The sequence below is a fragment of the Hymenobacter wooponensis genome (assembly GCF_004745865.1).
GTDB lineage: Bacteria > Bacteroidota > Bacteroidia > Cytophagales > Hymenobacteraceae > Hymenobacter > Hymenobacter wooponensis.
The window spans coordinates 76,903-99,311 of the sequence record NZ_SRKZ01000004.1 but is presented as its reverse complement, the minus strand read 5'-3'; the positions used below and the strand labels follow the sequence as shown (position 1 = coordinate 99,311).

Genomic DNA, 22,409 nt, shown 5'->3' with positions numbered 1-22,409 from the left:
ATAGGAATGCCCGCCGGAAGATAGACTTTCCGGCGGGCATTGCTGATATAAGGTAGACTACTAAGCTTTCTCTTTAGCGGCCTTGCGCTTCACTTTGATCTTTTCCAGTCTTTTGCCGGACGGAGTAGTGTCGTTCGGTCCGCCAACCAGCGTCATTTCCTTGACGAGGTGGCCGGCGCCGGCGTATTTATCTACCACGAACAGCATGTAGCGCACATCGAGGGTGATGTTGCGCACACGGTCGGGGTCGAACATGATATCCGACATGGTGCCTTCCCAGTTGCGGTCGAAGTTGGTGCCGATAAGCTCACCACGGCCGTTGATGACGGGGGAGCCGGAGTTGCCGCCCGTGGTGTGGTTGGTGGCAATAAAGGCTACTGGCACCGACCCTTTGTAAGCGTAGGGACCGTAATCCTTGTTTTTATATAGTTCCGCGAGGCGGGCGGGTACTTCAAACTCGGGGTTGGTGGGGTCAGCCTTTTCCATGATACCGTCGAGGGTGGTGTAGAAGTCGTACTTCGTGCCGTCGGCGGGCTCATAGCCGGCTACTTGCCCGTAGGCCACTCGTAGGGTAGAGTTGGCATCGGGGTAGAACTTGCGGTCGGTTTGCTGCTGACGTAGGCCGGCCACATAGGTGCGCTGGAGTAGGGCAATGTTGTCGGTGGCGGCGTTATAGGTAGGCAGCACCTGCTGGCGGTAGGTATTCACGATGGCCTGGGCCAACTGAATGGCCGGATCCTGACGCAGGCCTTGAGCATTGCCTTTCGCCACTTCATCCAGCACCTTCAACGCACTTTCCAGCGAGGTTAGGCGCGACTTGCTATAGAGTTGCTCGGCATAGGCGTTCCATCCGCCGGTGGCGGCGTACTGCTTCTGCAGACTTTTTACGTAGGCGGGCAGCAGGGCAGCGGGCGTACCGTTGGCGTAGAGGGGCAGCAACGCCGCAGCTACTTTCTGGTCGGTGGCCTCGTTGTAATTGCGGAAGAAGCCAGGAGCGCCTTTTTTCAGCTTCTCAATGGCTGCGGCCATTTCTTCGGCTGAGGCTTTTTTATCAATTAGGTCCAGAGCGGGCAGCAGGCTGTTGGCGTAAAGCATTAACTCTACGCCCAGGGCAGCTTCCGTCACGTAGTCACGGGCTAGAGTATAGTCGCGCACGGTGGCGTAGTTCTTCTGGAACTGGGGCAGCAGCGAGGCGTAGGCCGCTTTGCGGGCCTCGTCGCCACTTTCGGCCCACTTCTGAAACTGCGCTTCCTGTTCCTGTTTGCGCGTTACGGCGTCGAGCTTTTTCAGGCCACGGGTTTCGCCAATCCACTTCTTCCAGTAGTTGGCAATGCTGGCGTATTTGGCGGCGTATTGAATGCGCACCTTGTCGGAGGCCTTCATGTCGGCATCCAGAATGCGCAGCTTGGCGTCGCGCACCTTAATCTTGGCCGGGTTGGACAAGGAATACACTTCATCAACACCCCAAGAGGTGAGGTACTCATTGGTGCGGCCGGGAAAACCGAAGACCAGGGTAAAGTCGCCGGGCTGCACACCGCTCAGGGAAATGGGCAAGTGGTGGCGGGGCTTGAATGGCTTGTTCTCCGGCGAGTAAGGAGCGGGCTTGTTATCAGGCCCGGCATAGATGCGGAACATGCTGAAGTCGCCGGTGTGGCGGGGCCAGGCCCAGTTATCAGTGTCGCCACCAAATTTGCCTATGCTGCTCGGCGGTGCACCTACCAAACGGATATCCTGGAACACTTCCGTCACGAACAGGTAGTACTCATTGCCGCTGAACATAGGCCGCACAAACGCTTGGTAGTTCGTGCCTTGCACCGCCGCCTGAGCTACCCGCTGGCTGTTGACCTGTACTAGGTTCTCGCGCTCCGCTTCTAGAATGTTGGTGGTGGGCACGCCCGTGAGTACCTGCTGGGTTACGTCCTCCATGCGCACAATGAAGGTAGCCGTGAGACCGGGGTTGGGCAGTTCCTGCTCACGCGTCATGGCCCAGTAGCCCTTCGTGAGGTAGTCGTTCTCCACCGAGGAGTGACTCTGAATCTGGCTATAGCCGCAATGGTGGTTGGTGAGTAGCAGGCCCTGGTCGGAGATAATTTCGCCGGTGCAGCCCCCGCCGAACTGCACCACGGCATCTTTCAGGCTGCCTTGGTTGATGCTATAGATCTGTTCGGCGGTGAGCTTGAGACCTTTCTTCTGCATATCGGCCTCGTTGAGCTGCTTTAGCAGCAGCGGCAGCCACATGCCTTCGTCGGCACGGGCCTGCGGCAGGAGGGTAAATAGGGTAAGAGCCAGCAATACCAGCCGGGGAACTCGGGTCATAGAAAAAGAAGGTAAAGGGTGGCTAGTTGGGTGGCCTAGCTTAGTAAGGAAGACGTAAAAATAACAAACTAGCTGCTTGTAAGCCCGGTAACCTACCAGCACACCTCAGTAAGAGCGAAGTAGCGCTGACACAACAATGCCCACCCGAAGCCGGATGGGCATTGATTAAAATCTGATTCTCGGGTAAGCTTACTTCTTAAGGTTACTTAGGAACCCCAGCTTAAGAGTGGCCTAGCTCGGCTACTGCAGCGGCATTTTGCGCGTTGCTCTTAGAGGCAGCCGGGGCCGAGGAAGCAGCCACAATATCATCGGTTTCCTCTCCTGCGTGCGTCTCTTCCCACTCCCGGAAGCGTACGATTTCGCCTTGGAACTTCTCTACGAACCAGCTTAACAGGGCTAGATCATCTAAGAAGCCAACCACCGGGATGAAATCGGGCACTAAATCAACCGGAGAGAGGGTGTAAAGCAACACGCCCAGTGCCGAAACAATGGTGCTGGTTTCTACTTGGCGGTAGCTGCCGCTGATGTAGTTGCGCACTAGCCGTACCACGGTGAAGGCCACACTGAAGAGTTGCTTGAACTTGTTGTCGCCGCTTTCTTTGCTGGCCAGCTTATTGGCGACTTCATTCAGCACCATAATAACCTTAAACGGGCGGCCCAGCAGTTTACCGGCACGGTTCAGGAAAACGCTAAACAGCGCATTTTTAGAAATCGAAAGTCCTTTTTCGACGAGATTAGCCATAGGAAGAGTGAGTTGAAATATGCCCCATGTACGCTTACCAGGGGAAGGGTGTTGTCAGGTAAGGACTCTTAGGATAAGTCAGAGCCCGTAAAGACGCACTCGGTAGCTAAAGGCGAGTGGTTGGCAACCCTGTCATCGGTAGTTAAGTCTATAGAGTGCTTACTACGCCGGGACCCGTATAAATTACGGCTTTCTTGTAGCTTCGCCCTATGAGCCACCTGACCGTCCGTCCCGCTGCCGGCGAGTACGCCCCGTACTACGACCTGTATATCAAGAACATTCCCGCTGGCCACGACCCGCTCCAGCAACTGCACGAGCAGCCCCTGTTGCTAAAAGAGCTACTCGCTGACTTTACTGAGGAGCAGGGCCTACTGCGGTATGCTCCCGGTAAATGGAGTATCAAGGAAATGCTGGTGCACATGATAGACACGGAGCGCATTTTTGCGTACCGTGCCCTGCGCATTGCGCGCGGCGACCAACAGCCGCTGCCTGGCTTTGAGCAGGATGACTACGTGCCTGCCTCGGGGGCTGATGCGCGACCCATGGCAAGTATTCTGCACGAGTATGATACGGTGCGAGCCGCCACGCTTAGCTTGTTTGAGTCGTTTGGGCCGGAGGCTTATGAGCGCAAGGGTACCGCTAGCAATAGCCCCACCAGTGTGCGGGCCCTGGCCTACATACTGCCCGGCCACGAGGCGCACCACCTACATATTTTGCAGGATCGGTACTTGTCGCTGCTAGTCAAATAACGTACTTGCAGGCAACACCCCACCGGGGCGTTGCGTTAGGATTTCATCCATTCCCTCCAACTACTACTCATCATGGCTAAAGCACAAGACGCTCGGAAAGAAAAGAAGAAAGAGCCGACCAAGACCACTAAGGAGAAAAAGGCGGCTAAGGACGAAAAGAAACAAGCCCGCGCCCGCAAGCAAGAGTAGCTTTCGGCAGGCCAAACAAAAACGACCGACTCACGCAAGGTGGTGTCGGTCGTTTTGTGTTTGAGACAAAAGTGATTTAGTTATGAATCAGCGCATTGCCTTAATTACGTTAGTGGTGGCTGATTATGATGCGGCCATTGATTTCTATACCCAGAAGCTAGGCTTCCGGCTGGTAGAAGATACCCAGCTCAGCCCGGAGAAGCGCTGGGTGCGCATTACGCCCCCTGGCCTAGAAGCAGGAGCAGAGTTGCTCTTGGCCCGTGCCGCCACTGCGGAGCAGGAGCAGCGCATCGGGTCCCAAACGGGTGGCCGCGTAGCCTTGTTTCTCTACACCGATAACTTGGCTCGCGACTATGAGCAGCTGGTTGCGAACGGTGTAACTATAGTGCGACCCCAAATAATAGAAGCGTATGGTAAAGTGCTCGTGTTTGCCGACTTATACGGTAACCTGTGGGACTTACTAGAGCCGGCTCAGAGGGTGTAATACACTTCTTTTTCCTTGTCGTGGTGTTTGATGTAGCCGTGCAGCGTGAGCTTAATGAGGGTGCGGTAAGCCCGGCGCTGCCCAATATTGAGCAGCTTCATGTACTGGCCTAGCGTGATGCGCGGGTTCTTGCGCAAGTACTCCAGCACGGCCAATTCTTCCTTGTTCAGCGGAATGCGCTCAAACATGGGTGCGGTGTCATAGCGCTCTAACACCTTCTCCGTCAGCTGGCTGGTTTGCACGCTTTCATCGCGCACGCGTACATAAGAGCGCCAGTCGTCGGGGGCCACTTGGGCGCGGTGAGGTTTTTCAGGGCTTTCGGGCACGGTTACCACTACTACTACTCGGCCATCTTCCTCTACTTCCCGGAAACGCAACGTTGTTAGGGGTGGGTCGATATAATGCACGGCCGCTTCACGAAGCTGATAAATTTCTTCTTCCGCGTCGCGCACGCCCACAATCCGGCCATCATCATCGACGCCTACTAGCACCCGGCCACCGTGGGTATTGGCTAGCGAGGAGAGGGTGCGCGAGATACGGTGCGGATGGGTAGTGCGCTTCTTAAATTCTAGCCGTTCCCCTTCGCCTTGCCGAATCAGTTCCTGTAAGTCAGTCATAGAAGTATAGCGCCAGCCCTGAAAAGTAGCCTAGGCCAGTCTCAACTACCTAAACGCTAGACGCCACAAAAAGTCACCGGAAATCAATTGCGGGCACCCATTTGCTTGGGTGCCTTCGGGTGGCCTAGAGTCGGTAGAGCAGCAAATTTTCTTTACTCAATACCGGTTTCTTCTGCGGAAATATTCCATAGGCGGCTAGCTTCAGTCCTGCTCTCGGCGCGGCCAGAGCACCGGGCCGGCCGGCGGTTAGAAAAGTATCGGCCGCTAACGCTGGCTACGTCCGGTGAAGTAGCCAGATACAGAGTAGTTTGGGCTCCTTGCTCCGGCGAAATCATGAGGGGACGGGCGGCCCACCACAGTGCTTTCATCACCGACGAAGTATCGGTGCGGATAAGGCCGGTGTCTACCATGCCAGGGTGCAGACAGTTGGCAGTAATGCCGGTAAGATCCAGCCGATACGCCAGTTCTCTGGTAAATAGGATATTTGCTAGCTTAGAATCGGCGTAGGCCGTGAGCCAACTGTACTTATCGGGGGAGTTTCGTGTTTCACGGTCTGGCTCTATTTCTCCTACCCAATGCGCAATGGATGATACAGTAACTACGCGGGCTTTGCCGGCGGCATCCAGCAGTGGCAATAGTAAGTTAGTTAAGGCATAGGGAGCTAAATGGTTGGTGGCCCAACTCAGCTCATGGCCTTCTTCCGTGATATGAAGCACGCCGGGCATAATACCCGCATTGTTCACAAGAATATCCAGCTTGCTGTGTTCCTGCTGCATCTCTTCAGCCAGTGCCTGCACATTCCGAATCAACGACAAGTCATAGCACTTTACCTGTACTGAAGATTCTATACCAACTGCCGCCTGTATGTCAGCCCGCGCCCGCGCCGCTTTCTCGGTATCACGGCCTACGAGTACTACGCTGGCTCCTTGGCGTGCTAATTCTCTAGCCGTGATGAGCCCAATGCCACTAGTACCACCCGTAATTAGTGCAGTCTTACCAGCAAGAGAAGAAGATGAAGCCATAGGTGGCAAAGGTAAAGGCTAAGTCGAAGGCATGTACTGGCCTACGGAATCTAAAATCAGCGGAAGCTGGCCTCGCTTTACGAGAAATAGGATTAAAAAGGCGGAGACACGAAGATATTTAGGTTGTGTTCTCATACGTCCATCTTGGCCAATAATCTATTGGCCTAAACACTAGGGCTCTTAGAAAGTGTGGGGGAGCAAAGCCGCCTGCGGTAATTCGTTCGTACTACCGGCAGATAGCAGTTTCAATTCAGTAAAACTACCATTGATGTTCTGGTAATTGAGTTGCACGAACCCATACTGTGGATGATAGTAGATTGTGAGGATAGATGAGCCCAGGCGGCTAGTAGCTTTTGCTAGCACCCGCTCGCAGGTGAGCCGACCAAGTGGAGTATTCATGGTGCTAGGTCCTAAAGCTTGGTAATGGCTTTTGATGAGCACACTTCCTCTCCAGGTAGCCCAAGCCTTATTACTCCACCAGTCTCCAACTTCCAAATTCCAGTCCCACTCGGCTCTTGGGCGTAGTGGGAGCTGCACGTAGGGGTAAGGGTTTATTTCTAGGATTCCGTACTCGCCACCCCGGGGTGGGTGAATCCAGATGGCAGTGTCATTATCCAGAACGCCAGAAAACCCTGTGTAACCTGTGTTGCCTGCGTAGTGCCAAGCCGTAAGCGTCTGCGAGAAATCAATACCTCTATGTGGCTCGTCCTTATCATAGCAGTTAAAGCTCACGGTATCCTGTTTGGTTAGGGAAGAGTCTGGGGCAAGATAAGTGACCGTGTAGATAAACTGCCTATGATTTGAAAAAAGCGTTTTCTTGGCTTGTGCGGGTGCGGAGCCCTGACAGTGCATCAAGGCAAAACTCAACAGTCCTAGTAACAGACGGGTTACTATAGAAATTAAATTCCTCATAATGTAGATGCGAGGTAGTGTATAGGTAAGGATAAGGGAGCACTCGTTGATGAGATGGGTCACTAAAAAAGCCGCTCCTGATAGAAGCGGCTTTTGAAGACTGGCCTAGAACGGCAACATGACTTAGAAAGGCAGGTCGTTGTCGTCGTCGGAGGCGATGGGAGCGGCCGAAGCGCGCAGGTTTGGGTTTGAGTTGGCAGCGGGAGCCGCAGCACGAGGAGCCGACTGCTGGAAGTTGCCACCACCTTGGGGAGCAGCGCCACCACCGGTGCCAGCCTCAATGCGCCAAGCCTCGAGGTTGGTGAAGTACAGCATCTGGCCGTTCTTATTAAAACCACGACCACGCAGGTTGAAAGAGATTTTAACCTCGTCGCCTACTTTGTATGGGTCGATGAGGGCGGTTTTGTCCTGCACCAATTGGAACTTGATATGCTCAGGATACTGGCCGTCTACGACTTCCAGCACGAATTCGCGCTTGCGGAATTTTTCGCTCACCTGCTGTTCGTCGAATATCTCGTGCAGGCGGCCGGTAGCTTCGTAAGCCATAGGAAAGAATATGTTTGGGGAAGTTGAAACAGTAAACCAAACGTACGAAAAAAAACGCGGTTAGGCCAGGTTGGCCAGGCCCTTTCGGGGCCATTTGCCTGCGTACCTTTGCCTTGTATTTTGGCTTTTTTCGAAAAAGTTTTTTGCTCATGAATATACCCTTTTCGCTAGCTCTGCACGGTGGCGCCGGCACTATTACTCGGCAGTTGATGACTGCTGGGCAAGAGCAGCAGTATCTGTTGGCGCTCCGCGAGGCCCTAGAAATTGGCTATGCTGTGCTGCGGCGAGGTGGCTCAGCCCTTGATGCCGTGGAGCTAACGGTACGCAGCCTCGAAGACTGCCCATTGTTTAATGCGGGGAAAGGGGCCGTGTTCACCCACGAGGGACATCATGAGATGGATGCTGCCATTATGGATGGCCGCAACCGCGATGCCGGCGCCGTAACCGGAGTGCGGACCGTGCAAAACCCAATTAGGGCCGCGCGGTTAGTAATGGAGCAAACCGACCACGTGCTGCTGGCACATCCCGGCGCCGATGAGCTGGCCCGTCAGCACGGCCTGCCTACGCAGCCGGTTGAATATTTTTTCACCCAGCACCGCTACGACCAATTGCAGGAAGCCCTGCTCGAAGGCCGGATGCGCCTTGACCATAGTGAGCCCCTGCCGGAGCCAACTCCTGCTGCTCCGTTGGAAGAGCCCATTGCGTTCGAAGAAGATCCTAAAAAGAAAATGGGAACTGTTGGGGCTGTAGCTCTTGACCAGCACGGCAACCTAGCCGCGGCTACCAGCACCGGCGGCATGACCAACAAACGTTACTCCCGCATCGGCGACTCGCCCATCATTGGAGCCGGTACTTTCGCTGACAACCGTACCTGCGCCATTAGCTGCACCGGCCACGGCGAGTTTTTCCTCCGCGCGGTAGTAGCTCACGACATTAGCTGCCTCATGGAGTACCGGGGCCTGAGTCTGGCAGAAGCTTGCCGCATTGTGGTGCACGACAAGCTCGCGCCAATGGGTGGCGAAGGTGGCCTAGTGGCGGTTGACGCGGCGGGTAACATTGCCCTGCCTTTCAACTCGGAGGGCATGTACCGGGCCAGCCTCAGCTCCGCCGATGGAGTGCCTTATATCGGCATCTATAGAGACTAAATCGGAGTCTCATTTTTGCGCCTATATATATAAGGAGTAGCTGCAATTAGCTGAGTTGGTCATAACATTGTGATTCACAGCTGGCTATGGCTGCTTTTGCTGTTTCCTGACGATAATTCGTTTTCGAGACTTTCTTCTGCTAAGCGTAGCAAGAAAAAGAGCCGCCTTTCCAAGTAGGAGAGGCGGCTCTTTTTGCAGGAAAATATAGTGAGCTTAATTAGCTGGGGCCGGGGCGTTAGCATCCTGGCCGGCCGTCAGGGCTACAGACTCGGCGGCTTGCAAGCGCAAATTGATGTTCGGGTAAAATTCCCGCTCGGTCACATCGTATACGTTGCCTTTCACCAGCGCATGTAGCAGCATGTTCTCGATGGAGATGGCGGTACCCTTCGGCGCAGCGGCCGCATTGTTGTGCTCCAGCTTGTGGCCATCCATAATGATGACGAGGTTGGAGCCAATGGTTTCCATCAGATTGCCTTCCGTGATGAGCACACCGGTGTCCTCGCCCAGCCCGATCCCAATCAGCTTGGGGTGCAGGGCCACGGCTTCAATCAAACGGCCGAAGCGTCCGCGCTTCACAAAGTGAGAGTCAATTACCACGCTGTCGATGAGGCCTAGGCCAGTGCCCATTTTCACGGCGCCCTTCATCAAGGCGTCCGGCACGCTGCCACCTTTGATCATGGTGTGCGACATGGCCATGGCGCCGGCGCTGGTTCCGGCAATCACAAAGTTGGGTTGCTTCTGGTAGCGCTCCTTGAGGGTACGCAGAAATTCTGTGCCACCGAACATTTCCGTGAGCCGCGACTGATTGCCGCCCGAGAACATAACTACGTCGGCTACCTTCAGGCGCTCCACATATTCCGGCTGCAGTGCATCCTCTGGTACGCGAATGTCCATGATGCCCACGTTATGGCAATTCAGCATGGCAAACGACGAAACGTAAATGCGTGCGACTTCTTCCGGAATCATGGAAGCCGTAGTAATTACTTCAATCCGCGGATCGGCTTTACCCGATTCGAGGATGACACGCTTGAGTATGCCCAGCTCAAAAAAATTGAGGTAGTATTTCTTTTTGGTGCGCGGGTTAGGGTAGGTACCCTTGTCTTCATTGCCTCCAATGGCAATCAGCTTACCGAGCGGTTTTATTTTTTTCAATTCGAAAGGTAGCTTAACAAACAAAATAGGAAAAGGCCCGCCGGAAGCAAGCAAGCTTCGAGCCAGCGCCAAGCCAGTAAGAGAATTAAACCAGCAGATAGCTCCTCTGGTTCTCCGGCTGACTAAGTTCTTAAATGAACAATGTTTGCTGCGGCAATACTGCTACTGCTCGATGTACAGCAGAATTCACTCGGCCGGCTTGCCCAGGAGTGCGTCGAAGGTGACACTGGCTACGGCGTGGTAGTTCGGGCGAGCTTCCGCGTAAATCTGTTGAGCCCGCGCCGCGCCGCCGGGAGTAGCCAGCAGTGCTCTGTACAGCGGGACCAAAAATTTGCGACGGCCCACGTGCGTGAGGAAGTTGTGCAGAGCCTCATCAGCGGGTGAGTAACCAGCCGCGATGGTATGCGGAAACCAAGCTGCCAGTATCTCCGAGTTGCCGGACTGGGTAAAGCCATAAGCGTCGTCTAGCTCCGCGAGCTTTTCAGCAGGCAGGGCAGGAGGCAGGCCATGGAGAAAATGCACCCACTCATGGCTGCTCCACTCCGCAGTGGCTAAGCTAACCACTGACGCTCCGGCCTGCCACTGGCCTAGGGCTTCCTCCACTGCCGCAAACCGCGCCGACGAAACCGGTGGGGCCACTGCCGGAATACCGGGGCCATTTATCCAGGCATCGAGCTGCACCTGATCTTCGAGGCCCGGATGCTGGTCGAGCAACTCGCGACGCAGGTAGGCCACAAACGAATCTGTGTCCATACTCTGGAAACTGTGACGAGCAAAGTACTCCTTTATAAAGGTGTCTAATGCTTCGCGGCCCACCAAGTGTTCCAGCGTGAGCAGCAGATAGTCGCCTTTTTCGTAGGCAATTTCGTTCAGTCCCTCATCGGGGTCGCGGCCGGCCAGAGCCAGGTGCAGGTGGGTGTCGGGGCTTTCGGGACCCAGCTCTTCTATGGTGTGGAGCAGGCCCGTGTGGCCTAGCACCTGCAGCATATCGGAGTAGGGGCGACCGTAGAGCTTTTCCATAATGCGCCGCTCAAAGTATACCGTGAAGCCCTCATTCAGCCAGAAGTCATTCCAAGTGGCGTTGGTAACCAGGTTGCCCGACCAGGAATGGGCTAGTTCGTGAGCTACTAAACTGGTCAGGCTTCGGTCGCCGGCGAGAATAGTAGGTGTTACAAATGTTAAACGTGGATTTTCCATACCGCCAAATGGAAACGAGGGCGGCAGCACTAGCAAATCGTACCGTTCCCAGCGATAGGGGCCATACAAGTCCTCGGCGGCCACTACCATATTCTCCAGATCGGCAAACTCGCTGGTAGCAATGGGCAGCGTCTCCGGCTCGGCGTATACTCCGGTGCGCGGACTCAGCGCCTCGAACTCGAGGTTGCCTACGGCCAGGGCCATGAGGTAGGCGGGAATGGGCTGGTCCATGCGGAACCGGTAGGCACCAGTGGTAGAACGTTGTTGTGGGTTCTCGGCGCTCATTAATGCTAGAAGCTCCGCGGGTACGTGTACTTGGGCCTCATAGGTGAAGCGCACACCCGGTGAGTCCTGGCAGGGAATCCAGGTGCGCGCCAGGATGGCCTGCGACTGCGTGAACAGGAAGGGATGCACCCGGCCTGCCGTTTGTTCCGGCGCTAGCCACTGCAGGGCGGCGGCCCCAGGCGTAGTGCGGTATCGGATAGTGACAGCCTCCGTGGTGGGCTCAATCACAATGCACAGCGACTGGCCTAGCACGGCGTCTTCCTCCCCCAGCGTGAAGGTAGTTGGTGGGCCTTGTGGGCCGCCCAGCAGAACCTCCTCAATTTCCAAGGAGCGAGCATCGAGGAAAAGCTCGGTGACACCCGTTGAGTTAGCGAGCTGCCAGGTGGCGTGGCCCGCTAGCGTCTGAGCGGCAAAGTCGACGGTAAGGTTCAGGTCAAGGTGATGGACGCTTACTTCCGTGGGGCGGGCGAAGCTGTGCGGATCGGTAGGAGTGTGCGGCATGGCAGGAGCAGTGGTATCGGGCATAAACAGAGCCGTAAAACTAGTAACCTAGTTAAAAGGGGAAAGTGAAAGTGGGGTAAAGGTGGGGCTCCGGCCTAGCGCTGACTACAGTGGGCCGGACGTGCACTCGCTATACGGACCTCAGGTAGGAAGGTCGGCAATTAGTATTATACCTAGCTTAGCAGGAGTGGCCTAGGATTGAGCCTCTAAGTAGGTTTAGAGAAGAGAGCGTAAGCCGAAATATAGTAACTTGCAGCAGTAGAGAAGAACCGGTTACGTGACAACTCAACGCCACGGAAACCAGTAAAACGCCACAGATGCGGATAACAAGGTGGTCAGCTTTTTGCATGACTGCACTTACCTATCCTCGTCGATGTTTTATTTTCTTCTCTCCCCCCGCATGAACGACACACATAAGTTTTCTTTTTTCAATAGCCTTTGCTGCTGGCTGCTCGGCCTGTTGCTGCTCACGTCTACGGCGTCGTGCAGCCAAGAGCAGAAGGAGCAGATAAAGGACGCCCTACCTACTGGCCTTACAAAGGCGGGTGGTGCTCAGCCCAAGCTCGATAGCGTGTACATTGTAAAGTACATGAGTGCTGAGCCCAAGTTTAAGGACCAAATTGACTGGGCAAAGAAATTTTATAAGGAGCGAGGCTTCCGATTAGGCTGGTTTCGCAACCATGAAATCGTGCCCCAGGCTCAGACCATGCTCGGCGTCATTAATAAGGCTGCCGATGAAGGGTTAGACCCTAAAGAGTACCAAACCAAGGACTTTCCGAAGCTTTTTGCAGCGCTAAAGGAAGCGCAAACCGACTCTACTAAGCGAAATGCTCTAGAGAAGGAGATTGATGTGGCCCTATCAGGTACCTATTTCAACTGGGCTTCCGACTTTTATCGGGGTACTGTGGATCCGCGTCAGGTCAAGAGCATTGATTGGCAAGTCAAGCGCAATAAGATCAAGCTGCACAAGGCCCTTATGACCATTTTGAAGGAGCGGGAAAGCACGTATCCTTATTATGAGTTTGAGCCTCTGCACCCCGAGTATGACCGCCTGAAAAAGGCCTTGGCTGACTTCCGGAACATCCAGCGTAACGGGGGGTGGCCTACCATTCCGGCGAGTACGAAACTCAAGCCAGGAGCTACCTCACCGGCCGTTGCAGCTTTGCGCACACGCTTGTTGGGCGCAGATGCAGCCGCGCCGCAGCCAGCTGCAACCCCTGTGCAAAACGTGTCTAATAAGACTGGTGATGCTTCTCAACCAGCAGCTGCCCCCACTGCTTCGCAGCAATATGATGCTGAACTGGTCGCGGCTGTAAAAGAATTTCAGCAGCAAAACGGGCTGAAGCCGGACGGCATTGTGAGCGGCGAAACGCTGCGTTTATTAAACATTCCTATCTCCCAGCGCATCGATCAGATTGTGCTAAACATGGAACGGTGGCGCTGGATTCCGAAGAAGTTTGAGCCAAGCTACCTGCTTGTAAACATTCCTGATTACACCCTGCACGTAATAGAGGATGGGAAGGAAGCCTTCAACATGCGCGTGATTGTAGGCAAGACCTTGAACGCAACTCCCGTCTTTAGCGACAAGATGGAGTTCGTGGTACTGGCTCCTTACTGGAACGTTCCCTTCAGCATTATTGACAAAGAACTGCGCCCGAAACTGGTAGCGGATGCTCAAGGTACCCTCGACCGACTCGACATGGAAGTAGTGAAAGGGTGGGGTGCTAAAGCTACCCCAATTGACCCCAATAGCGTAGACTGGGCGAACGTGACGGACAAGACCTGGAAGTACACCTTGCGTCGTCGGCCGGGTCCTAAGAACGACCTCGGTGACGTGAAGTTCATTTTCCCAAACTCAAACGATATCTACCTCCACGACACTCCGCACGATGAACTGTTCAGCCAAAACAAGCGTGGGTTCAGCCATGGTTGCGTGCGGGTAGCAGAGCCCATTAAGCTGGCTGAATACCTGCTGCGCGATAAGCCAGGATGGGACCGTACGGCTATCCTCGATACCATTGCTGGCCGCCGGGAGAAGTACATTACGCTCCCTGAGAAGCTGCCAGTATACCTAGTGTACTTCACCGCCTGGGTGGACGAGAATGGTAAGGTTAACTTCCGTGACGACATCTACGGCCACGATAAGGCTCTGGCCAAGGAGTACTTCAACTAGGCCTCTTTAGAGCAACTAAATTCGAGCCCCAGCCTACTGCCTCATGGCAGTAGGCTGGGGCTTATGCTTTGAGCTTCTAGCCATGACCTAAGTAGCTAAGAGAATGCCTTTCGAATGTAAGTGAAGTATCTGTTGAGATAGGTAATGGCAACTTTTCAAAGTTGCGACTGAATACCTTCATGGAGTAAGTACCAAACCTGGCAATTGCTCTGATTTTGCAAGGAGAATTTGCTTAGCTAAAGAGGGAGCTGTTTGAGGCCACTGTAGTTTACATATGTAATACAATTGTAAACAAGCAGGAGAGGTGTTTAACTATGTATCGCGCGGATAGCAGTTTCTAGCCGTTAGTTACATATGTATATCGATCAAAGCGGTCTGGGAATCCGAACTATATATTGCTAGATTTGTAACCAGGTAACATTAACCCTTCATGGTCGAGCGCATTCGAGAAATACTGAGTCGGTATCAGTTAACTCCTACCCAATTTGCAGATGCAATTGGGACGGCGCGGCCTATTGTTAGCCATATCCTGAGTGGGCGTAATAAGCCCAGCCTAGAAGTAGTCCAGAAGATTAGTGCGGCCTATCCGGATATATCCTTGCCTTGGTTGATGTTCGGGACCGGCCCAATGGAAGCGACAGCCGTTTCATCGCAGTCTACGGCTGAGGTAACTAGCTCACGGCCTAACAAGGCCACTGAGAAGCCCGCTGCAGAGCGTGTTACTAGCAAACCGCCTTCTGCTACCTCTCAGTCTACGCCGGCTCCTATAGCCGCTTCTAGGCCTGTGCAAGTGGTAGCGACCATTACAGATGATCAGCCTACGCTTATTAGTAATGAACTGGCAGCGGAGGAGGCAACGCTACCGCCGACAAACAACAATAAACCAACAGTAGCGCCTAATCCAACGCCAGCGCCCGTTGCCGAGCCACCTAAGGCTCTAGGAGCAGCTTCGCCTCAGACCTCAGTACCCTCAGCTTTCCAAGCTTTTGCCGAGCCAGGGAAAGCAATACGCCGCATTGTTATCTTCTACAGCGACGGCACATTCACGGATTATCAGCCTGAGGCTCCGACCGCTTAGTCCAGCGCATTTCAAATGCATCTGGTGTACTGTATCCTAGCCAGTTATCAGGCACAACTAGCTGCGTAAATGCTGCTAATGAGAGATGCTTGTACAGGCGCGAAGAACCATCATTTCGGCTTTGTTCAATTTGTCAGTATGTTGATAATGCATCTGTAACAGGCGTTTACTACGTCCTAATTAACGATAGAAATGTCCTAAAAATCACACGGCTAGTTATTAGCTAAAGTCAACAAGCTGAACTGCTAATCCTTTGAGGGTGACATAGTTTTTCATTCTTATAAGTTGTTGTATTTCAGAAAGTATTGTGCTTGTATTTAAGCAAAGGTTTTAACTAAAAAATAGTTATAAGGTCTAAGCTTGTACAGCGTTATATGCAATTTGTAAACGGAAGATATTTCGAGCTAAATCACCTATGGTTATGCTAATTATTTTGACTTGGTGGTAATGTTGGAAAAAGCATATTAGTGTTTTGATATATTAGTGCCATTCCGAATAATCTATGCCGATAATGCCGGCAAACGAGAAAGCAACGGCACGATGCGCTTAGGTTAGCATCTGTCTGGAAGCTGAGGAAGCACAGTGGCAGAGATAGCGGTGTTCCAAGCCTGATTTACTTATGCAGAATTGTTTGTTGTGCTAAAATTGGTCGTGCTTAGTTCAAGTCCGAGTAACAGGACGAGCTCTATATTTGATACGTGTTACATGTGTAAACGATATATTAATGGGAGTGACTTACGCTGGCACGAATAGTTGCGTACAGAGGACTTGGCCGTTTTAGGGACGGTGCTTACCTTTGGGCCATGAAAAATTTCCGTCTCTTTGTCCTGTTCGCCGCTGGCGCCTCGTTGTTCCTGTCGTCCTGCTCGCAAGCTCCCGACGCGGAGAAAGATCCTAACGCCGATGCCGCCTACAAGCGTAGCCACCGCCCCGAAGGATACCGTCAGGCTCAGCGTAGCGACGTCAACTACTAAGTATTAGTGGCCCAGGCCACCGGCAGCTGCTCCGTTAGCCACTTAGGCTGTAGGGCAACTGGATAGAACAACAAAAAGCCCCGCTACTGCAAGAGTAGCGGGGCTTTTTGGCTCCGGGTGAGGAATAAGGAAACCGCTGGTGCTAGTGAACTGCCGCTGGTAAGAGCGGGGTAGTAGCAGTGGTTAGGTCAGAGAGTTGAATAGTAGCCAGCAACTGACTTTCCAGTAGGTCGGCCCAGGTGCGCAGATACAGCACCACATCGTCGCGCTGGTTGTGGCGCATGGCGTTACGCCGCTCGAAGGGGATGGCCGCCAGAATAGTTGGGTCGGCGAGGCGTTCCAGATGAGCCAAGTCTTGGCGGGTAAACCCCAGGGCCAGCATCTCATCAATGGTGTCATCAATGGGTAGGCCACTAGTAGGGCAATAGTCGTTTATCTGACGCTCCCAATCGCCGTAGCGCTGCATGGCGCGGGCGTGAATCTCGCCTTTAGTGAGCTTGGTAATAGTTTGGGCCAAGTGGCCACAGTTGCAGCTGCCCATGTGGCCCCACTGGTATGGAGCCTGCGCAACTAAGCGCTGAGCAGTATCGCGCAGCGCCTGAATGACGGAAAGGGTGCTTTGAGCCATATCAGAACGTTGTTGAAGCAGAGGTAAATAAGGTGAAGCAGAGCGCTACCCGTTGATAAGGAAAATGCTGGGGCTTTTGTTTCAAGTTTCCCAACTAAGAGCTGCGCAACCGCCGGAACTGTCCCAAAACAACTCGCCCCACCCGCCGTGGCTAAGCCTGGCAGATGGGGCGATAAGAGTATAGTAATAGGTGGCCTAACAGCTCCTCAGTGGGGTCTAGCGGTTACCGCCGCCATTGCCGCCACGCGACCGGCGACGCTGGCCCCCGCCCTGACCACTACTAGCCGTAGCGGGGCGGCCGCCACCACTGGCACCCGCCGGGCGGGAAGAGCCTCCACCAGAGCGCTGCCCGTGGCCCGCGGGCCGCTCGCCGCTACGGCCTTGCTGCTGCCCTTGTGGGCGACCCTCCCGGCCTGGGCGGGGTGGCCGGCCAGCTGGGCCCTTCGGCCGCTTGATAACCGGCCCCCCAGAAAGCGGCACAGGTGCAACTGCATCAGATACGAAGGGGTGCTGGTTTACCACCGGAATCTGCCGGCGGATCAGCTTCTGAATATCTTGTAGGTAGGCGCGCTCGTCGTCTTCGCAGAAGGAGAGAGCAATACCATCGGCGCCGGCGCGACCCGTACGGCCGATGCGGTGCACGTAGGTTTCGGGCTCATTTGGAATTTCGTAGTTGATGACGTGCGTCAGTTCCTCCACATCAATACCCCGGGCGGCAATGTCGGTGGCTACTAGCACGCGCGTGTCGCCTGCCTTAAAGTTGTGCAGGGCCCGCTGGCGGTGGTTCTGCGACTTGTTGCCGTGGATGGCTTCGGAAGGAATGTTAGCCTTTGCCAGCGTCTTCACCACTTTATCGGCGCCGTGCTTGGTGCGGGTGAATACGAGTACGCGGCGAATGTTTTTATCCGATAAGACGTGCTCCAGCAGCGCAGGCTTGTTTTCCTTTTCCACCATGTACACGGCCTGCGTCACTTTCTCGGCGGTGCTAGACACGGGCGTAACGGCCACCTTCACCGGGTTGGGCTTCAGGATGGTGTCGGCCAGGTCCTGAATCTGGCCCGGCATGGTAGCCGAGAAAAACAGAGTTTGACGCGAGGCCGGCAGCTTAGGTAGCAGGCGCTTGATATCATGAATGAAGCCCATGTCGAGCATTCGGTCGGCTTCGTCGAGCACAAACACTTCGAGGTGGCGCAGATCGATGAAGCCCTGATTCATGAGGTCGAGCAGGCGACCAGGCGTGGCAATGATAATTTCTACGCCGCGCTTAAGCGCATTTACCTGGGGTGCCTGGCCTACGCCGCCGAAAATAACCGTGTGGCGTAGCTTCAGGTGCCGGCCGTACGAGGCAAAGCTTTCCCCGATCTGGATGGCCAGCTCACGGGTAGGAGTAAGGATAAGGCAGCGGGTACGGCCAGGAGCGTGGCGCTCTACCTGAGCCGTTTGATGCAGAATCTGGAGAATTGGAACAGTGAAAGCAGCGGTTTTGCCGGTGCCAGTCTGGGCCACCCCAAGCAGGTCGCGGCCGTCTAGCACGTGCGGAATAGCTTGCTCCTGAATAGGTGTGGGGTTGGTGTATCCTTCCTCGTGCAAGGCGCGCAGGATAGGATCAATAAGGTTTAGTTCGTCGAACGACATCAAAGAGAAGAAAAGCAGCTGCCAAACGGGCAGTAGATATGGCAAAACAAGAATTGCGCCGGCAAAGGTCGACTTTTTTGCGTCGACTGTCGGAAAACCCGCTAAAGAGAAGCTGCTGCCTCAATAGGAGGGTGTAATAGTAAAGCTATTGTTAGAGGGTAGTTTATTGGTAATGAGGTGTTTGTTCAATAAAAGCGAACAGTGGGGGAGAATAAATTACTGGCTAACCTCGCAGTTCTAATAATCATCAGAACACCTAGGCCAGTAAAATCCGTTTACTTTCTTTCCGAATAACTTTAATCTCAACGCTTGCTATGCGCATCATCGACCGAAAACTGGCCTACGATGGCCACTATAAACTCAGCCAATTGCAAGTGCAGGATGAAGACACTGTGCTTAAGCGGGAGCGATTTGAGCCTGGTACTGCCGTGGCTGCCCTGGTGTACAACACGCAAACTCAGCAGTACATTTTGACGCGCCAGTACCGCGTTGGCCCCGAAAAGGAACTAGTGGAGATAGCCGCCGGCATGATTGATGACGGTGAAGAACCGGAAGAAGCCGTGCGGCGTGAAATTCAGGAGGAGCTAGGCTACGACGTCGACTACCTGGAAAAAATTGTTCCCATGCTGCCCTCGCCCGGCACCAGCGCCGAGGTAATCACCTTGTTTTATGCCGAAGTCAGCCACCAAAGCGGCGAAGGAGGTGGCCTAGCCGAAGAAAACGAAAAGATCGAGGCTGTTTATTATCGTCCGGAGGAGCTATGGAATGCCTCTTTTGAAGATGGCAAAACGCTGATAGCTGCGCAATGGGCCCAGCTGCGGAAAAAGTAGCCAAACGTCTGTCTTGCTTTTTGGTGGCTTTAGGCCAGTAGTGCTATAAAAAAAGAGCCGGCTGCGCTAAGCAGCCGGCTCTTTGTATTTGGGTAACCACGCAGCAAGCTATTCAGCCTTGATGATGTATTCGAAGTTTTGCTTCGTTTTAGCGTCGTTGATGGTCAGGAAAACATCCTGAGGGGTATCAGTTTTGGTAAACGGAATGGCGCGCTTGCTCATGTACAGGTCGCGGTTCCAGAAGCGGCCCTGGCCGCCGGGCAACTCCTGCAGGTTCAGCACTTCCTTGCCTTCTTTGGTTTTGGCTACCAAGCTGAGGTAAGCAGGATCTGCGTTCTGAGCACCACGGCGGTACATGGTCACAGTGAGCTGCCCGCCGGCGGGTAGCTGCTGGAAACGACGCTGGTAGGTAGTGTCGGCCCAGTTGTTCATGCGCTTGAGCTCGTTAATTTCCGTGAGCAGCTCCGAATAGGGGCGGTAGGCCACCCGCGTAACGCAGGCTTCCACCTCGGCATCCTCGTCGGTGTTTTTGGTGACGTTGAGCACGTAGGGGCTTTCCTCATCCTTCTTAGGGAAAGTATATTTCTTGCGAGGCTTGCCGGGCATATACTGAGCCGAAGCCGCTAAAGTGCCCAAGAGTAGGACAGAAACGAAAAAAAAATTCTTCATAAAAAATCTATTGAATGCAAATGCTGGTCTAGGCGGGATTTTGACGGGACAAAGATAGGCAATGGAATGAGGCAATATTGTACTTTTTCGATTGGGGTCACTTGGGGCCTCACGAAGCTAAGCCTTACACAGGCTAACGGAACGTGATGAAAGCATAATGGTGCCATAACCCGAGCATCACAGTGCAAACCGACCTTTGAAGTAGCATCAACTGTCTGGTTCTATGCACGCTCCAACCACTGTTCCGCTGTTGCGCCGCCTCCTACGAAGGGGTGCCTACCTGTTGTTTCAACTGGCACTGATCAGTTGCTACGTGCTGCGCTCCGTTGGGGCGTTGCGCCTGCCTTTCCACTTTAGCCACGCCTCAGAAGAAGGCGGGCCCGCTAAGCCTGGCCGTCGCATCCGGCCTCGCAGCTCTTTCACCACCCGGCCGGCACTCTAGGCCATGATGAAAAGGCCCGCCAAACGCCGCCTAGAGGTGTGCGTGATTTCTGATGTACACCTGGGAACTTACGGCTGCCACGCCCCCGAGCTGTTACGCTACCTCAAGAGCATCCGGCCCCGTACGCTAGTGCTCAACGGCGACATCGTAGATATTTGGCAGTTCAGCAAAAGCTACTGGCCCGCGGCCCACATGCGGGTGGTACGCCACCTGGCTGGTATGGCGGCCAAAGGCACCCGAATTCACTACCTCACCGGCAACCACGACGAGCTGCTACGCAAGTTTGCGGGCACCCGCCTGGGCGCGCTAAGCATCGAGAACAAGCTCCTGCTAGACCTGCCCCATGGCCAAACCTGGCTGTTTCATGGCGATGTGTTTGACGTGACCATGCGTCATTCGCGCTGGCTGGCCCGCCTCGGCAGTCACGGCTATGACCTGCTGATTTTGCTGAACCGCCTCGTGAACTGGGGCCTGCACCGGCTGGGGCGGCCCCGCGTGGCGTTGTCGAAGGCAGTAAAGGACCGCGTGAAAAGTGCCGTGAGTCTGGTGAGCGACTTTGAGCAGACGGCTGCCACCATTGCCGCCGACCGTGGCTACCGCTACGTGGCCTGTGGGCACATTCATTGCCCCGAAATCAAGACTCTGGCCACCAGCGCGGGCCAGGTAACCTATCTCAATTCCGGTGATTGGGTGGAGAACCTCACGGCCCTGGAGTATACCTCGGCGGCCGGCTGGCAGCTCTACCGCTACCAGGACGACGAAGCTCAGCACCAGCCCGAACCCGCTGAAACTCCCGAGCCCGACGAAACCGATGCCGCCGCTGATGCTCCCGCGGCGGAACTGCTGGCTGATCTGCTCCGAGAAATCAGTATGAAATAAATGGCCCTACTGCGGCCTGCACCACCACACCACCTACACGCACCCCTTGAAGATTCTTTATGCCATTCAGGGCACTGGCAATGGGCACCTAAGCCGGGCCCTTGATATAGTGCCCTTGCTGCAACAGCGCGCCGAGCGGGTTGATGTGCTCGTGAGCGGCCCGCCCGCCGATATCCGGCTGCCATTTGAGGTGCAGCATCAGTGCCACGGTCTGGGGTTCATTTTCGGGAAGAAGGGGGGCATCAACTTTATTAAAACGTTCTGGCAGCTTAATTCGGCGGCATTTCTGCGGGAGTTGCGCCAACTACCCGTGGAGGACTACGACGTGGTGATAAGTGACTTTGAGCCGGTATCGGCGTGGGCTTGCTGGAACCGGGGCGTGCCCTGCGTGGCCCTGAGCCACCAGGCGGCGGTGCTGAGTGCCGCTGCGCCCCAGCCCACCAAGCTAGACCCCGTGGGGCGGGCCGTGTTGCGCCATTATGCACCCACTACGCAGCACTACGGCTTCCACTTCCAGCGGTACGAGCCCCACATTTACACGCCCGTAATTCGGCAGCAGGTGCGGGCCCTGACGCCGCGCAATGAAGGGCACTACACCGTATATCTGCCCGCTTTTGATGAGGCCACGCTGGTAAGCCGCCTACGCTATCTTAGCCGGACGGTGCGCTGGGAGGTGTTCAGCAAACACAGCCGGCAGGAGTCGGAGCACGGCAACGTGTGGGTGCGGCCCGTAAGTGGAGCCGCCTTCACCGACAGCATGGCCCGCAGCGCCGGGGTGCTGTGCGGAGCAGGATTTGAAACGCCCGCTGAGGCCCTGTACCTAGGCAAAAAGCTACTGGTAATCCCGATGAAGCAGCAGTACGAGCAGGCCTGCAACGCCGCCGCCTTGGCGCAACTGGGGGTGCCCGTGGCGAAGAACCTGAAAGATAATTCCCTCGCCTTAATCGACAACTGGCTGCAGTATGGCCGTCCAGTTGCCGTCGATTATCCCGATGAAACCGCTGCCGTATTGGATAAGCTGTTATTCGAAGTAGGGGAGAAGGTCCTATAAGGAGTAGAGGGCTTTAGCTGCTAGGGAGGTGGTAAAGCTTTTGCTTCAAGAAGCGAAAACCAACTTTCCAACGACCCGTTCTGAACTAACCAACGACTCCGCCAAATCTACTCGGCGTAGTGCAGCAGAACCCGCCCCAACGCCCAAGCCTCACCACCTACGACGACAGTAGGGATACTTTTTCTTTTGCCCT

General features: G+C 54.7%; 20 protein-coding genes and 1 pseudogene. 10 read left to right on the top strand and 11 right to left on the bottom strand.

Going from position 1 to position 22,409, the window contains the following annotated elements:
- Nucleotides 1–60: 60 nt before the first annotated feature.
- Both EU557_RS14170 and EU557_RS26115 read right to left on the bottom strand, forming a co-directional pair.
- Nucleotides 61–2,316 (bottom strand): S46 family peptidase, encoded by a 2,256-nt coding sequence (locus EU557_RS14170; RefSeq protein WP_135531125.1) that lies wholly within the window; start codon nucleotides 2,314–2,316, stop codon nucleotides 61–63.
- A gap of 388 nt (nucleotides 2,317–2,704) precedes the next feature.
- Nucleotides 2,705–2,803: pseudogene (locus tag EU557_RS26115) on the bottom strand (YkvA family protein); the annotation flags it as partial.
- Between the two features lie 464 nt (nucleotides 2,804–3,267).
- Here EU557_RS26115 and EU557_RS14160 point away from each other — a divergent pair.
- Entirely contained in the window at nucleotides 3,268–3,807 is a 540-nt protein-coding gene (locus EU557_RS14160) for a DinB family protein (protein WP_135531123.1), read from the top strand.
- 271 nt (nucleotides 3,808–4,078) lie between these two features.
- Nucleotides 4,079–4,480: a VOC family protein gene (locus EU557_RS14155; RefSeq protein WP_135531122.1), complete on the top strand. Its 402-nt coding sequence runs from the start codon at nucleotides 4,079–4,081 to the stop codon at nucleotides 4,478–4,480.
- Here the strand turns inward: EU557_RS14155 and EU557_RS14150 are convergent.
- The 4 genes from EU557_RS14150 to EU557_RS14135 form a co-directional block, all read right to left on the bottom strand.
- Nucleotides 4,468–5,097, bottom strand: a complete 630-nt coding sequence (locus EU557_RS14150) for an AlbA family DNA-binding domain-containing protein (RefSeq protein ID WP_135531121.1) — start codon at nucleotides 5,095–5,097, stop codon at nucleotides 4,468–4,470. The genes EU557_RS14155 and EU557_RS14150 overlap by 13 nt on opposite strands.
- A 152-nt stretch (nucleotides 5,098–5,249) precedes the next feature.
- Nucleotides 5,250–6,119, bottom strand: coding sequence for an SDR family oxidoreductase (locus tag EU557_RS14145; RefSeq protein WP_135531120.1), 870 nt, complete (start codon nucleotides 6,117–6,119; stop codon nucleotides 5,250–5,252).
- A gap of 180 nt (nucleotides 6,120–6,299) precedes the next feature.
- Nucleotides 6,300–6,518, bottom strand: coding sequence for a hypothetical protein (locus tag EU557_RS25520; protein ID WP_167855214.1), 219 nt, complete (start codon nucleotides 6,516–6,518; stop codon nucleotides 6,300–6,302).
- A 636-nt stretch (nucleotides 6,519–7,154) separates the two neighbouring features.
- Nucleotides 7,155–7,577: a DUF3127 domain-containing protein gene (locus tag EU557_RS14135; protein ID WP_135434849.1), complete on the bottom strand. Its 423-nt coding sequence runs from the start codon at nucleotides 7,575–7,577 to the stop codon at nucleotides 7,155–7,157.
- 149 nt (nucleotides 7,578–7,726) lie between these two features.
- Between EU557_RS14135 and EU557_RS14130 the strand changes: the two genes are divergently transcribed.
- Complete coding sequence (locus EU557_RS14130; protein WP_135531118.1) at nucleotides 7,727–8,722, top strand: isoaspartyl peptidase/L-asparaginase family protein; 996 nt, start codon at nucleotides 7,727–7,729, stop codon at nucleotides 8,720–8,722.
- Between the two features lie 213 nt (nucleotides 8,723–8,935).
- Here EU557_RS14130 and EU557_RS14125 read toward each other — a convergent pair whose 3' ends face one another.
- Nucleotides 8,936–9,874 (bottom strand): cyanophycinase, encoded by a 939-nt coding sequence (locus EU557_RS14125; RefSeq protein ID WP_135531117.1) that lies wholly within the window; start codon nucleotides 9,872–9,874, stop codon nucleotides 8,936–8,938.
- Nucleotides 9,875–10,060: 186 nt separating this feature from the next.
- A complete protein-coding gene (locus EU557_RS14120) occupies nucleotides 10,061–11,881 on the bottom strand; it encodes a M1 family metallopeptidase (protein ID WP_245326276.1) in 1,821 nt (606 codons plus the stop codon).
- Between the two features lie 376 nt (nucleotides 11,882–12,257).
- Here EU557_RS14120 and EU557_RS14115 point away from each other — a divergent pair, with 376 nt between their 5' ends.
- The 3 genes from EU557_RS14115 (at nucleotide 12,258) to EU557_RS25515 (ending at nucleotide 16,082) form a co-directional block, all read left to right on the top strand.
- Nucleotides 12,258–14,030 carry a L,D-transpeptidase family protein gene (locus tag EU557_RS14115; protein ID WP_135531116.1) on the top strand — a complete coding sequence of 591 codons (1,773 nt, stop codon included), beginning with the start codon at nucleotides 12,258–12,260 and terminating at the stop codon, nucleotides 14,028–14,030.
- A 430-nt stretch (nucleotides 14,031–14,460) separates the two neighbouring features.
- Nucleotides 14,461–15,108, top strand: a complete 648-nt coding sequence (locus EU557_RS26110) for a helix-turn-helix domain-containing protein (protein WP_135531115.1) — start codon at nucleotides 14,461–14,463, stop codon at nucleotides 15,106–15,108.
- An 803-nt stretch (nucleotides 15,109–15,911) separates the two neighbouring features.
- Entirely contained in the window at nucleotides 15,912–16,082 is a 171-nt protein-coding gene (locus EU557_RS25515) for a hypothetical protein (protein WP_167855213.1), read from the top strand.
- A 142-nt stretch (nucleotides 16,083–16,224) separates the two neighbouring features.
- Here the strand turns inward: EU557_RS25515 and EU557_RS14105 are convergent, their stop codons facing one another.
- Both EU557_RS14105 and EU557_RS14100 read right to left on the bottom strand, forming a co-directional pair.
- Nucleotides 16,225–16,710, bottom strand: coding sequence for a hypothetical protein (locus EU557_RS14105; RefSeq protein WP_135531114.1), 486 nt, complete (start codon nucleotides 16,708–16,710; stop codon nucleotides 16,225–16,227).
- Nucleotides 16,711–16,926: 216 nt separating this feature from the next.
- The gene (locus EU557_RS14100; protein ID WP_135531113.1) at nucleotides 16,927–18,345 is read right to left on the bottom strand and encodes a DEAD/DEAH box helicase; all 1,419 of its coding nucleotides are present in this window, start codon (nucleotides 18,343–18,345) and stop codon (nucleotides 16,927–16,929) included.
- Nucleotides 18,346–18,659: 314 nt separating this feature from the next.
- On the opposite strand from EU557_RS14100, the gene EU557_RS14095 reads away from it, so the two are divergent.
- A complete protein-coding gene (locus tag EU557_RS14095; RefSeq protein ID WP_135531112.1) occupies nucleotides 18,660–19,175 on the top strand; it encodes an NUDIX domain-containing protein in 516 nt (171 codons plus the stop codon).
- A gap of 108 nt (nucleotides 19,176–19,283) precedes the next feature.
- Here EU557_RS14095 and EU557_RS14090 read toward each other — a convergent pair whose 3' ends face one another.
- The gene (locus EU557_RS14090) at nucleotides 19,284–19,844 is read right to left on the bottom strand and encodes a hypothetical protein (RefSeq protein WP_135531111.1); all 561 of its coding nucleotides are present in this window, start codon (nucleotides 19,842–19,844) and stop codon (nucleotides 19,284–19,286) included.
- A gap of 223 nt (nucleotides 19,845–20,067) precedes the next feature.
- Between EU557_RS14090 and EU557_RS14085 the strand changes: the two genes are divergently transcribed.
- Genes EU557_RS14085 through EU557_RS14075 form a run of 3 tightly spaced genes read left to right on the top strand, consistent with a single transcriptional unit; the run spans nucleotide 20,068 to nucleotide 22,216 of the window.
- A complete protein-coding gene (locus EU557_RS14085) occupies nucleotides 20,068–20,286 on the top strand; it encodes a hypothetical protein (protein WP_135531110.1) in 219 nt (72 codons plus the stop codon).
- Between the two features lie 3 nt (nucleotides 20,287–20,289).
- Nucleotides 20,290–21,165 (top strand): UDP-2,3-diacylglucosamine diphosphatase, encoded by an 876-nt coding sequence (locus EU557_RS14080; protein WP_245326275.1) that lies wholly within the window; start codon nucleotides 20,290–20,292, stop codon nucleotides 21,163–21,165.
- Between the two features lie 46 nt (nucleotides 21,166–21,211).
- On the top strand, nucleotides 21,212–22,216 hold the full coding sequence (locus EU557_RS14075; protein ID WP_135531109.1) for a glycosyltransferase family protein: 1,005 nt from the start codon (nucleotides 21,212–21,214) through the stop codon (nucleotides 22,214–22,216).
- Nucleotides 22,217–22,409 lie beyond the last annotated feature (193 nt).

Bases quoted from the DNA above. Each gene is read 5' to 3' on its own strand.
- EU557_RS26110 (WP_135531115.1), top strand. From the start codon at position 14,461: ATGGTCGAGCGCATTCGAGAAATACTGAGTCGGTATCAGTTAACTCCT.
- EU557_RS14100 (WP_135531113.1), bottom strand. From the start codon at position 18,345: ATGTCGTTCGACGAACTAAACCTTATTGATCCTATCCTGCGCGCCTTG.
- EU557_RS25520 (WP_167855214.1), bottom strand. From the start codon at position 6,518: ATGAATACTCCACTTGGTCGGCTCACCTGCGAGCGGGTGCTAGCAAAA.
- EU557_RS14105 (WP_135531114.1), bottom strand. From the start codon at position 16,710: ATGGCTCAAAGCACCCTTTCCGTCATTCAGGCGCTGCGCGATACTGCT.
- EU557_RS14135 (WP_135434849.1), bottom strand. From the start codon at position 7,577: ATGGCTTACGAAGCTACCGGCCGCCTGCACGAGATATTCGACGAACAG.
- EU557_RS14170 (WP_135531125.1), bottom strand. From the start codon at position 2,316: ATGACCCGAGTTCCCCGGCTGGTATTGCTGGCTCTTACCCTATTTACC.
- EU557_RS14090 (WP_135531111.1), bottom strand. From the start codon at position 19,844: ATGAAGAATTTTTTTTTCGTTTCTGTCCTACTCTTGGGCACTTTAGCG.
- EU557_RS14160 (WP_135531123.1), top strand. From the start codon at position 3,268: ATGAGCCACCTGACCGTCCGTCCCGCTGCCGGCGAGTACGCCCCGTAC.
- EU557_RS14115 (WP_135531116.1), top strand. From the start codon at position 12,258: ATGAACGACACACATAAGTTTTCTTTTTTCAATAGCCTTTGCTGCTGG.
- EU557_RS14080 (WP_245326275.1), top strand. From the start codon at position 20,290: ATGATGAAAAGGCCCGCCAAACGCCGCCTAGAGGTGTGCGTGATTTCT.
- EU557_RS14130 (WP_135531118.1), top strand. From the start codon at position 7,727: ATGAATATACCCTTTTCGCTAGCTCTGCACGGTGGCGCCGGCACTATT.
- EU557_RS14085 (WP_135531110.1), top strand. From the start codon at position 20,068: ATGCACGCTCCAACCACTGTTCCGCTGTTGCGCCGCCTCCTACGAAGG.
- EU557_RS14120 (WP_245326276.1), bottom strand. From the start codon at position 11,881: ATGCCCGATACCACTGCTCCTGCCATGCCGCACACTCCTACCGATCCG.
- EU557_RS14145 (WP_135531120.1), bottom strand. From the start codon at position 6,119: ATGGCTTCATCTTCTTCTCTTGCTGGTAAGACTGCACTAATTACGGGT.
- EU557_RS14155 (WP_135531122.1), top strand. From the start codon at position 4,079: ATGAATCAGCGCATTGCCTTAATTACGTTAGTGGTGGCTGATTATGAT.
- EU557_RS25515 (WP_167855213.1), top strand. From the start codon at position 15,912: ATGAAAAATTTCCGTCTCTTTGTCCTGTTCGCCGCTGGCGCCTCGTTG.
- EU557_RS14095 (WP_135531112.1), top strand. From the start codon at position 18,660: ATGCGCATCATCGACCGAAAACTGGCCTACGATGGCCACTATAAACTC.
- EU557_RS14150 (WP_135531121.1), bottom strand. From the start codon at position 5,097: ATGACTGACTTACAGGAACTGATTCGGCAAGGCGAAGGGGAACGGCTA.